The sequence below is a fragment of the Endozoicomonas sp. ONNA2 genome, from assembly GCF_024606365.1.
Lineage (GTDB): Bacteria > Pseudomonadota > Gammaproteobacteria > Pseudomonadales > Endozoicomonadaceae > Endozoicomonas.
The window spans coordinates 1-12716 of record NZ_JAHHPO010000513.1; the positions used below are offsets into that span (position 1 = coordinate 1).

Sequence of the window (12716 nt, forward strand, 5' to 3'; positions counted from 1 at the left end):
GGGATGGTTTACGGGATTGGGGCGATGTTGAGTTCTACGGTTCCATGAGCAGCGGACTCTGGGCCAAAGATTCAAAAACTTCGGGTTATGCTCCAGAGGTTTTACAGCGCTTGAGTTTTGCCAATGCCATCTGCGAAAATTTGCTGGCAGCCGTGCTGTTAAGGTCACGCTTGCGTCGCGACTCCCCGGATTATAATTATCAAAATCAACAGGCCGTGGAAGAGACAGAAAATTTTATTGAACAATTACTGAACGAATACCTGTCAGGCCTGTTAGCTGAAGAAAAAGAGTGTCCGCCCAGGCCAAGACTGCAAGAATTGATGGGGCTTGACCAAGATACATACCATTCATGGCGCAAGCGCACAGCCGTGGAAATCCTTTACTGGACGGCCCTTCAACCTTATGAGTCCGCAGACCAATGTGCATGGACCACTTCTAATGAATGTTACTCGGAACACATAAAGAAAACCGGCAACCTGGATGCCACACTGTATCCCGTTTTGCATCCCTTCGACTTACATAGAAAATTCCCCAATGATTTCGAAAGCGTCAATGGCAAACTCAATCTGGGCGCCGACAGCGCTGTCTTTCCTCTGGTCGCTCTGGTTGTTGGGTTTACGTTCCTGGCTGCCAAGATTCTTATGTACACCAACCAGCACACCGGAAATGAAAGGATGAAAAAATGAACTTTTGTTCTTTTAATTGGTCTCAATAAATGATTAAACATTGCTTGATACTTGCTTTGATGGGTTAAAAAACTCTTTTAATCATGAATATGCCATCTATCTGATAACAACAATAGGGAGTCCTGTCGATGATTCATCAAAATCCCGATGAAATTTCTGTACCGAACGGTACATTACCGCCTCATAAAGTTGGGACTTCATTTCTTGATTCTCATTCTGGCGCTTTTGTATATCTAAAACCATCTTCACATTCTGACCCCATGGGGTTGACAGGGCCATGGGGGCGCGGTGTAAGGCCAGTCCCGCCGGAATCGACCCTGGGCGAACAACAGTTTGACCCTGAGAACCCCTCGAAAGTGCCGGCTGATCAGGTCATCGTTGGGCGTCAGCCCCGTACACTATCGTCGATTGAATGGCTTGGTGAACAGATCAAACACGGGTTTGCCAGTGCGGTCAGAACGTTCAGGATGATGGGGATTATCTTCAGTATCTGGTGGCACGGTGGCAGTGTCGAGAGTCTGAAAACTGCCGCAGAAAAAGCCCGGGGGGGAATTCTTGTCAAAGCAATTCAATTTGCCTGCAGTTCTCCTGCAATTGCTCAGGATTTGTTTGATGATGACCATGAGGCATTTACCAAAGCCCTATCCCACGTCACTAGCAGCAACAAGCCAATGACCAGGGCTGAGCTGATTCATTGTCTTGAAGAAGCGGGTATTGATTACGACCCCGCTCAATTGGATAACAGAAAAAATCTGGGCACCGGTTCCATTGGTGAAGTCAATGAGATTATCCTGAATGGCGGTGGGCATCTGATTGTCAAGACCGTTTCCTCATCCAGTGAAACCCGGGTTTATTCTGACTTACGGGTTCTCAGATTCATGCTCGGGCTCATTAACTTCTTTTTACCCGGTACCCTCAATAAAGGGACCAAACATGCCATTTTTTCCTTCTTTGAAAGTGTCAAGGAAGAGGTGAATCTGATCACTGAAGCCAACAAAACACGGCAACAGGATTTTGCTTTTAAAGCCATTGCGCAACATCATATATTTGATATTCAGGAAGACGAATTACCGGACTATGCCTATAAGCTACCTTCCCGGCCAGACGGGTGGAAAATCCAGCTCCCGGACACCGACAGGGTTTTGCTAAAGCTTCCGGTTGATTTTAAAGTTCCAGCGGTTTCTGGTGACACTGTATCTCCCCACGCGTTAGGCATGGAGAAAATTAATGGGGCTACGCTCAGTGAAAATGACCAGCCTGAACTTCGAGCAGTTGCGGCACAGTTATTTAATATTAATCCCGAGAAAATAATGGATGATCATTTAGCAGCCTTCAGATTCAGTTTGAAAAGAATGGCATTTGCATATTGGTCTTACTGTTACGCTCAGACCGGATTTTTTAATGCAGATATGCATGATGGCAATGTGATGGTCACCGTTGAAAATAGCAGACTGTGTATTTACTTTATTGACTTGGGAAATGCACAAAGAGTCTCGAGGAACGCGGTGAAAGCCACGTATATCATTCTTGGAGCGATTGATAAACTCCGTGAAGTGTCCGGTGTAGCTGCGAGACAACAATATGCCGATGTGGTGATTAAATGTCTGAAAGAATTGGGTGAATATGAATCTGACAAGGCAAGGTGGGATAAACTCAAGCAAGAGGTATTGAACTTGATCCCTTATGATGCCTATTGGGATACCAAGGGCGACGATACCAGGAAAAAGGTTATCGAGCTGTTTAACAGGGCATATAACTGTGATGTCAAGATATCAAAAGAGACTGCAGCGTTGTTTCGGGCCCAGATATTAATTGGATCTCAAAATGAATTGACCGGTGAAGCAATGAAGTCGATGGATGAGATTGTAACTTCATTGGTCGAACTGTTGGGCAATGATAACAGTTCAACTGAAACTGATTCGTTGATGGAAAATCTGGCTGATCAAAATGCCTTGCTGCTGCTGATACAACAGGACCCTGAACTACGTGAAGAGCTACGTGGTTTACTTGAAACAGTGTCACTTTCGCCTGAACAATTGCAAGATGCTCAGTCCGAATTACTATCTAAAGTACATTTACCCACTGATGAATTCAGGAACGAGGTTCATAAATTAATTGCTCAATGGCAGATTCCTCCTGCTAATCCCAGATTTGAATTCAGTGATTGGTGGCAGCAAGGCTTGAAAAATATGCCAGTGTATAGCTGATAAACCCCGGAGACAGTCACAAAAAACGTAAAAGCCTTGAACCACAAAGGCACAGAGGCACAAAGGAAAAGAAAAGCTCTTCTTTGTGTTCTTTGTGACTTTGTGGTTTCACTTCTTTTCAGGGCCTTTTGCGACAACCTCGATGGTAATCATTCGTAGGCTGACGGCAGTGGCAAATATCGGTGGTTTGATGGACAAATCAACCAATCCTTATTTCAGATGAAATAATCTGGAGCTTTAGAACCATTGCCACAATTTAGTTTTAGTAGATTTTTGAACTTGTCAACATAAATGGTTTCATTTTGATCTTTGGCAAAGGACATGAGTGAAATCAACTGCTTAATAGGTAAATTATGTTTCTTAAGTATTTTTGTCATTTTCCTGGAGTCGTCAACAGTAAACTTATTGATCAATTGGTCAATATCAGCACCTTCAATAGTTTCTGGCAAATTTATGGCCCCTTCTATTACCCCGTTCAAGCCAGTTGCCGCCTTGAATTCACTTGCTATATCCGACCCAGAGTCCAGTGGTTTGTCCAGTTTCCTCAAAAATGACTTACGATCAAAAGTCACCAGCAGGATAACTTTGCTTTTCTTATTTCTGTTTTCTGTATGATTCCATTCATTAATAAATAAGGATGGGTCGTATTGATGAATTCCGGTTCCGCTGCACGGTAGAAAATGTGGACCTGCAAGCCATTCTCCGTCGTCAATGGCACAGATCGTACAGTGATGTTCATCTAAAGCACTACACAATGTAGAAATACTGGTCGCTGAAAGATTTCTTTCAGTATCACGATATTTTCTGTCACTCGGTCTGACAGATTTAATGACAGAGTAATTATCAACGAGATAATCTTTATCTTCAGCTTTAAACCGTTGCAATAGTTCATGAAGAAATGCTGTTTTCCCGCAACCCGTTTTACCTTGCAAGAGGATAATGCTGAACATACCTACGGCTTTCCGGTTTGCTATGTCGGTTATGAGCGATAATGATTCTTTCATTTGACTGCTGGCATACGATAAATCCTGATAATACGGATGCACTCGTTGCAGTTGTTTAACTTGTTGACTAAAATTTTCGTCGATCTGCCAATCGGGAAACAACATCTTTTTGAAGGCAGCAAATGGTACAGTGTATTTTTCAACTGTTTGCTCGCCATCCTCGTGTGCTATCGAAAACGCCTCAGTGATTGACCATGTCGCTACTTTATCAATTTGCCCCTTGATTTCTGCCGGTGTCATACCCTCATAAAGTGCACAGACGAAAGGAATATCTTTATTCGAAATTGTAATTGTTGGATGTGCTTTTAAATAGAACTTAATGAGCTTTTCAATATTTTCCGATGACACTTTCTCAAAAGAGATATGAGTGGCAAACCGGCCAGGACGAAGCAGTGCTTCATGAAATTTTTTAATTGGCTCATTAGTTGTTCCAATAAGATAGATATTAGGCAGGGATAACTCAGTTCCGCCGTCCATCAGAGACTGAATAGTATTCCGACAAGCATCCTGTTGAGGGGTTGTATCATGCTTACTACCTTTCATGAATGCACTATCGATTTCATCTATACAATAGACAAAACATTTTCGATGTTCTGATCCTTCCAAGCTATTTTTATAGGATAATTTTGCTTCTGAAAGATATTTATCCAGTATTTCTTCCTCGGGCATTTCTACAAGAAGATCAGTCCCCTTCAAAAATTGTACGCACTCCTTGTCGTCTCCTACAATCATATTGCCTATCGCTTGCATGAATACTGTTTTACCATGCCCCGGTGGTGAGGAAAGAATCATACCTTTTGGAAACTTTTCAAATAGACCTGACTGCCATAATCGTATTTGGGTGTAATCTGATTTAAACCGGGCAATCTGATTATCACAAATAATCAATTCTTCACTTAAACTCTGAAGATCCTCATTTATTTTTTCTTTTACCTTGGTAGCAGTACTTAAAATGTCAGACTTGGTCATCGGGGCAATAGCTCTTTTACTTATCGGAACCGACGATGGTTCTGAACCATCGAGCTTGCTCCCATCAGAACTGAACCCGATTGCGACTAAAGGCTCAGAAGTACTGGTGTCTTTAGAAGGCTGATCACAATTTATATCACAGGCGCCTGTAGTCGTTTTAACCTGGTCCTGAAAATTGCTGGGGTTTGAGTAATGAATCATAAATTTGTCTCCTTTGATTGAATTGACTTTCTCATTGCACAAGTATTCTTATTAGAAGTTCAAATCCACTACACTAATTGAGGGATAATGCCAGTTCCTTCTTGTTATCATTAACTGCGTAGCCATTTTGGATAACTGGATTTCCTGTTAATTTCAGTAGTAATGGTCTGGCGCTTCTGGACCACATTTATCGTTTATTTCCAGAAGGTTTTTTAATCTGTCAGCATTTTTAGTGCCGTTATTTTTTTGTGACGAGTAGATTATTGACATCAACTGCTTGATGGTCAATTTTTTACCCTTCAATATGTCAGTTATGGTACTGGTGTCGTCAACCCCTAACTTGCCTGCCAATTGGTCAATATCCGTATCTTCAACATAATCTGGCAAACAAATGACACCTTCTATTACCCCTCTCAAGCCTGTTGCAGCTTTAAACTCACTTGCTGTGACCAATCCAGAAACCCGTGCTGTCTCTAATTTTTGCAATATTTTATGACCATCAAATGTAACCAGTAAGATAGTATTGTTTTTCTTTTTTCTGTTTTCTGTTTGATTCCAGTCATTAATAAATTTCGATGGGTCATGTTGACAAACTTTTTCACCCCTGCACGGTAAAAAATCAGTACCTGCGAGCCACTCCCCATCATCCATGGCCAAGATTGTATTGTGATATTCCAATGTGGACCTGGATAAATCCTCAGCGCTTAGCAAGGCCATATTGTTTTGACTTTTAAGCTTATTATAGTCATTGCTGTGACCTTTTGGCTCATTATAGTTGACCGATTTAATGACAGTATAGTGATCTACAAAACATTCTGTATCTCCAGCTTTAAAGTGTTTCAATAATTCATGAAGAAATGCTGTTTTCCCGGACCCTGATCTACCTTGCACAAGAATAATGCTGAAAATACCTGTGTCTTGTCTTTTTGTGATGTCAGTCAAGAGAGATAATGCTTCTTTCATTTGACTGCGGGTATAGGATAAATCAGGGAAATATGGGTGCTCTCGTGTCAGTTGTTTCACCTGATCTTTGAAACGGTCATTGATCTCCCCTATAGGGTAAAGCGTCTGTTTGAAGGCAGTGAATGGGATAATGCGTTGTGCCTTGGTTTGCTCACCATTCACAGGCACCTTGGCAAATGACTCAATGGCTGACCCGGTTGCTATTAAATCAATTTGGTCCTTGATGTCAGCTGGTGTCAAATCTTCATAAAGAGCAGAGAGTAAAGGCATATCTTTATCATCAACCCTGATTGATGGATGCGCTTTTAAATAAAGATTAATGAGCTTTTCATTATTGACTAATGGCATCGAGTCAAAGGTGATGTGATTTTCAAGCCGACCCGAGCGAATCAATGCAGGATGATAATTGGATATTTTCACATTTGTCGTTCCAATGACATAGATATTAGGAATTGTTAACTCAGGTCCACCGGCCAATATGGCTTGAAAAAAGTTCCGGCAGTTTTCTTGCAAGTCTGTATGCATATATCGAGATCCTTTCATGAATGCCGAATCGATTTCATCGACACAATAGACAAAACATTTTCGCTGTGCGAAGCCATTCAAAGTCTTATTATGGTATGATTTTGCCTTTGAAAAACATTCATCTTTATTTTTTCCAGAAAGTTTATGAAGAAGATCAGCCCCTGTGATAAACTCTATGCGTTCCTTGTCTTCTCCTACAATCATATTGCCTACATTTTGCATGAATACCGTTTTACCATACCCCGGTGGTGAGGAAAGGAGCATACCTTTTGGGAATTTATCCAATATATATTTCTCCCATAATCGGATTTTGAGAAAATCCAATTCAAATCGATCAACCTTGTCGTTACAAATTATCAGTTTTTCCTTTAACCTCTGAAGCTCCACTTTCGCTTCTTTTATTACCCTGGCAGCGGTCATTAACATTTCACGTCGGGTGAGCGGTGCGACAGATCTTTTGGTGATGGGAACCGCCGATGGTCCGGGACCATCAAAATTGCCTTCAGTAGAACTGAGGCCAACTTTGGGAGATGGTCCGGCACTTTCCATGGAAGGTGCTTCGCACTGTTTAACAGCGTCTATAGTCGTTTTTTGATTCGGGGCTTGCGAGCAATTAATCATGAATCGTGTTTCCTCTGGGTAGGTTGGCCAGGAGGCTGTCCGAGAATAGGCTGCCCTACTGCAGTGCCATCCTCGCTACGGGGGCGCCCAGTCGGGCGCTACTCTCGGACAGCCTCCTGGCCACCGTTAATTCAGTTGATGTATTGAAGTTCAAGCCTGCCTGGATAGTTCAGGTCCAAAAGTTTTTGGAATCTGTCAGCATTAACAGTGCCGTTTCGTTTCGATGAGATAATGAGTGATATGAACTCCTTGATGGGTAATTTTTTACCCTTCATTGCTTCAGTTATTTTTGCGGGTTCGTCAACAACGAAGTTGCCGATCAAGTGCTCAACATCATTTTCTTCTTCGAAAAATTCAGGTAAGTTTATCATTCCCTCCACTACTCCGTTCAGGCCCGTTGCAGCCTTAAACTCATTTTCTGTGATCAATCCAGCACTCCGTGATGATTCTATTTTTTGCAACAATTTTTCACCATCAAATGTCACCAGTAAAATGGTATTACTTTTCTTATGTCGATTTTCTGTTTGATTCCAATCATTAATAAATATGGATGGATCATGTTGTTGATTTCCGGCACCAGTGCATGGGAGTAGATCTGCGCCTGCAAGCCATTCTCCATCATCTAATGCCAGGATCGTACTGTAATGCTGTACTATGGAGCCAACCATGTTTCGAGTACTTGTCTCTGAAAGATCTATCGAGGTAATATAATCTCCCTTATGATAAGACGGTAACATCGATTTAATGACACAATAATGATCAACCGAATACTCTTTGTCACCAGCTTTAAATCGTTGCAATAGTTCATGAAGAAAAGCGGTTTTCCCGGACCCTGCTTTACCTTGTAAAAGGATAATGCTGAATTTACCGACGTCTTGCCTGTTTGCAATATCAGTCAAAAGTGATAGTGCTTTTTCCATTTGACTACTGGCATAGGATAAACCCCGAATATATGGATACACGCGTCTAAGTTGTCTCAATTGTGCCTTGAAAACTTCATTAGTCTTCCAGTTGGGGTACAGCATACTTTTGAAGAAGGCGAATGGTATATCGATGGTATCAATCGTTTGTTCACCGTTCTCTAATACCGTAGAAAATGTTTCAGTGATTGACCATGTTGCTATTTTATCAATTTGCTCCTTTATGTCAGCTGGTGTCAAACGCTCATAATAAAGAGCAGCGACTAATGGGAGAACGTTATCCTCTACCCTGATGGTTGGGTGCGCTTTAAGATAGAGCTTGATGAGCTTTTTAATATTTTCCAATGACAGCTCATTAAAAGATATATGATTACCAAGACGGCCCGCCCGCAGCAGTGCTGGATGAAAGTGTTTAAATGGCTGATTTGTTGTTCCGATAATATAGATATTAGGCAGAGTTAACTTGCCACCGTCCAAGAGGGACTGCAAAAGATTCCGACAGGCTTCCTGTTCTTTAGATGCTCTAAAGTAGAGATCTTGCATGAATGCATTGTCAATTTCATCAATACAGTAGACAAAGCATCGACGCGGTTGCAATCCTTTCAAATAATTTTCATAGGCTAATTTTGCCTTTGCAAAATATTCACACTCCATTCTATCGTTATTCAAACCTTGAAGAAGATCAGCCCCTGTCAAAAACTGTATGCGCTCCCTGTCTCCTTCTGTAATCATATTGCCTATGGCTTGCATGAATACTGTTTTACCATGACCCGGTGCTGAGGAAAGGAGCATGCCTTTTGGAAAAGTTCGGTATATCTCATTCTCCCATAATCGAATTTGGATTAAATCCTGTTTAAATAGCTCAACCTTTTCGTCACAAATAACCAGCTCTTCCTTTACACTCTGGAGCTCATTATTTGCTGCTTCTATCACCTTGGCAGTGGTTTCTGCAATGTCAGACTCGGACAGAGGCTTGATAGGCCTTTTGGTTATCGAAACCGGCGGTGGTTCGGAACCATCAAAATTACCTTCCGTGGCACTGATCCCGACTTTGGGTAATGGTCCCGAATTCTCAGTAGAAGGAACCTGGCAATCTATACTGACGTTTGTAGTCGTTTTATGGGTAGGCGAGCTATTAATCATAAATCGTGTCTCCTTGGGATGTATTAACTGGTCGGTTTTCAATTATTTTTATCGAAAGTTGAAAACCGTAGCAATGTGGTAATACCCATTCCATGAACTGCACTCTCGTTTTTAAAGCCGTTTTTAAAAGCCGTTTTTAAAAACCGTTTTCAACAGCCGTTTTGAACAGCCATCTTGAACAGCTGGATTTCAGCAAGCTTTGGTTTGCCTGGTAATTTCAGTAGTAATAATCTGGCAATTCAGGAACATATTCAGAGTTTATTTCCAGAAGATTTCTTAATCCGTCAGCATTAATGGTTCCATTGGGTGTTTGCGATGAGTAGATTAGTGACATCAACTGCTTAATGGTCAATTTTTTACCCTTCAACAGGTCGGTTATCGTCCTGGTGTCGTCAACTGCAAACTTGCCTGTCAATTGTTCAATATCAGCGTCTTCAACAAAATCTGGCAAATCTATGACGCCTTCTATTGCTCCTCTCAAGCCTGTCGCAGCCTTGAACTCACTTGCTGTGACCAATCCAGAATCCCCTGGTTTTTCTAATTTTTTCTTTATTTTATCACCATCCAATGTAACCAGTAAGATAGTGTTGTTTCTCTTATTTCTGTTTTCTGTTTGATTCCAATCATTAATAAATATGGATGGATTCCATTGATTAACTTCAGCCCCCCTGCACGGAAAAAATTCACTACCCGCAAGCCACTCCCCATTGTCCATTGCCAGGATCGTACTGTAATGTTCCAGTGTAGACATGGATAAATCAATAGTACTTAGCATGGACATATTGTTTTGACTTGAAGGGTCGTTATATTTTACCGATGTAATGACTGTATAGTGATCAACTAAAAGTTCGGTATCTGCAGCTTTAAATTGTTTCAATAGTTCATGAAGAAATGCTGTTTTCCCGGATCCTGCTTTACCGCGCACAAGAATAATGCTGAAAATACCTGTCTCTTGCCTTTTTGTGATGTCAGTCAAGAGCGATAATGCCTCTTTCATTTGACTGCGGGTATAGGATAAATCCTGAAAATATGGATGCTCTCGTACCAGTTGTTTCAGCTGATAATTGAAACGGTCATTGATCTGCCCAATAGGGTAAAGCGTCTTTTTGAAGGCACTTAAAGGGGTGGTGGGTTGTTCAACGGTTTGCTCACTATTCTTTGGCACCCTGAAAAACGAATTAATGATTGACCGGGTTGCTATTAAATTAATTTGCTCATTGATGTCAGCGGGCGTCATACCTTCATAAAGCGCAGAGAGTAAAGGTATATCTTTATCATCAATCCTGATTGATGGATGCGCTTTTAAATAGAATTTAATGAGTTTTTCAATATTTTCTATTGGCATCGTGTCAAAAGTTATATGATTTCCAAATCGGCCCGGGCGAAGCAGTGCTGAATGAAAATCAACTGTTTTGACATTAGTCGTGCCCATAACATAGATATTAGGAATTGATAACTCAGACCCACCATCCATTATGGCCTGAAGAGTGTTCCGGCAGTTATCTTGCCTGGAGGTTGTCCATTTATAAAGAGTATTCATGAGTGCCGAATCGATTTCATCGACACAATAGACAAAACATTTTCGCTGTTCTAGCCCTGCCAAAGTTCTCTTATGGAATGATTTTGCCTTTGCAAAACAATCATCGATTTTTTTAACGGCCAGTTCCTTAAGAAGATCAGCCCCCCTCATAAATTGTATGCGTTCCTTGTCTCCTCCTACAATCATATCGCCTATGGTATGCATGAATACTGTTTTACCATAGCCCGGTGGCGAGGAAAGGAGCATGCCTTTTGGAAATGTCTCAAATATATCCGCCTCCCATAGCCGGATTTGGAGATAATCCATTGCAAACCGTTCAACCTTGTCATTACAAATGATCAGTTTTTCCTTTGCCCTCTGAAGATCCTCTTTCGCTTTTTTTGTTACCCTGGCAGCGGTCATTAACATTTCACGTCTGGTGGGCGGTGTGATAGATCTTTTGGTGATGGGAACCGCCGATGGTCCGGGACCATCAATATTGCCTTCAGTGACACTGAGCCCGACTTTGGGAGATGGTCCGGAACTCTTCGTAGAAGGTGCTTCGCAATGTTTAAAGGCGTCTAAAGTCGTTTTTTGATTCGGGACTTGAGAGGAATTAATCATGAATCGAAATTCCTTGGAGATATTGACTAACTGAATAGACAGTTTTTTTTCTTTGAGGTTCAACATTAATAATTGTATTAATTACAGGATTACAGGATAATTTTTCGCAATAATAACGAGGCTAAAAATTGCTGATTCTCAGGAGAATACCCTGAAGGGCACAAGTAGCGGAGCTATTTTACGATGAAGCTGGAATTTTTAGCTCAATTTATCGCAACCGGAGCAGGGCAGTCTATTCTCGGACAGCCTCCTGGCGCCCCGGGATATCAGGGAGTGGTAGTTTTCCTGGTAATTAAATCGCCATAACCCCAAATAAGAGTACCAATAATACTGACCAGCAAGATCAACAGGTCGCACTCACTGGCGGATCTTTTCACTTTTCTTTCTGTAATTCTTGCATTCCCGATCTGTTCAGAGAGATCCATTAATCTCATGCCCTCTTCACGGGATATTTTTTGATTGGCAGGTTCAATCATCAGCTCGTGGCTTGGCAGTTTTTCACTTCTCTTTCTCAGGGTTATAAAAGTCACCAACAGGGCCCAGCAGACAATTATTGACCCTGATCGTTGGAACAAGGCATGATCTCCGTCGTTTATTATGTCTGAAATCAGCGAAGCCGTTACTGCTGCTGCTGTTGCCAGTGTGCTGATGATAAAAGTACTATTCCACTTTTTATTGCGTTCCCACCAGTTGTGATTCCTGAAACAGGCAGATTCAGAAGCATTACTTGGTAATGAGTCGTTTTCTGACCTGAAGGTATGCATATTGATAATGTATGTTTCCCGTTGATTCGGCTGCAATGAAATGGGTGAAGGCGCAGTTAACGGATTTTGGTGCCTGCCACGTTGATCATCAGTTGTGCCTGGTGGGGTTGATGTCACGTTTGACAACGGGGAAATGTGTTCTTTTCTTGAGGCAAAAGATCGGTCATTGACCACTGGTTGGCAAGGGTTTGCAGTTTCAGCTTCTTTTTTGAAACGTGCGCTGTTGACCGATTGGGAAAGCCCTGAGGTGCTTCTGCCCTGGAACAGGGCAACTCTCGAACCTGTTGTATTTTTTTCCTGATACAGGCTGTCATCAAGGTGACTGGATTTTATAGCGTTTGCTGAGTCAGACTTGTTGATTGGTGTATACATTAACAACCCCGAAATAAAGTTTGAATGGTTTGTCTGGGAAAGACCGGTTAATTCCTGCCTGCTAATTGTAGTTGCTTGTGGGGAGCTGGTTTTCAGCCAGCCTGATTTTTTTCTTTGGTCAGCTTTTTCCAGCCTGTCTGATGATAAGTAGTTAACCAAATGAAATCATATTTTCTGACTAAGTGACCAGTCACTCTG

Annotated in this window: 7 protein-coding genes; 2 read left to right on the top strand and 5 right to left on the bottom strand. The window is 41.7% G+C overall.

Annotated features, from left to right (window positions below):
- Together KDK14_RS09105 and KDK14_RS09110 are read left to right on the top strand one after the other, a co-directional pair.
- Nucleotides 1-686, top strand: a 686-nt coding sequence (locus tag KDK14_RS09105; RefSeq protein WP_257264781.1) for a hypothetical protein, incomplete at its 5' end; no start/stop codon positions are given.
- Between the two features lie 128 nt (nt 687-814).
- The gene (locus tag KDK14_RS09110; protein WP_257264782.1) at nt 815-2893 is read left to right on the top strand and encodes an AarF/UbiB family protein; all 2079 of its coding nucleotides are present in this window, start codon (nt 815-817) and stop codon (nt 2891-2893) included.
- Nucleotides 2894-3108: 215 nt separating this feature from the next.
- Here KDK14_RS09110 and KDK14_RS09115 read toward each other — a convergent pair whose 3' ends face one another.
- The 5 genes from KDK14_RS09115 to KDK14_RS09135 form a co-directional block, all read right to left on the bottom strand.
- Entirely contained in the window at nt 3109-5067 is a 1959-nt protein-coding gene (locus KDK14_RS09115) for an ATP-binding protein (protein WP_257264784.1), read from the bottom strand.
- A gap of 153 nt (nt 5068-5220) precedes the next feature.
- Nucleotides 5221-7176: an ATP-binding protein gene (locus tag KDK14_RS09120; RefSeq protein ID WP_257264785.1), complete on the bottom strand. Its 1956-nt coding sequence runs from the start codon at nt 7174-7176 to the stop codon at nt 5221-5223.
- Nucleotides 7177-7307: 131 nt separating this feature from the next.
- Entirely contained in the window at nt 7308-9239 is a 1932-nt protein-coding gene (locus KDK14_RS09125; protein WP_257264786.1) for an AAA family ATPase, read from the bottom strand.
- Between the two features lie 217 nt (nt 9240-9456).
- Nucleotides 9457-11382, bottom strand: coding sequence for an AAA family ATPase (locus KDK14_RS09130; protein ID WP_257264787.1), 1926 nt, complete (start codon nt 11380-11382; stop codon nt 9457-9459).
- A 266-nt stretch (nt 11383-11648) separates the two neighbouring features.
- On the bottom strand, nt 11649-12518 hold the full coding sequence (locus tag KDK14_RS09135; protein WP_257264788.1) for a hypothetical protein: 870 nt from the start codon (nt 12516-12518) through the stop codon (nt 11649-11651).
- Nucleotides 12519-12716: the final 198 nt, after the last annotated feature.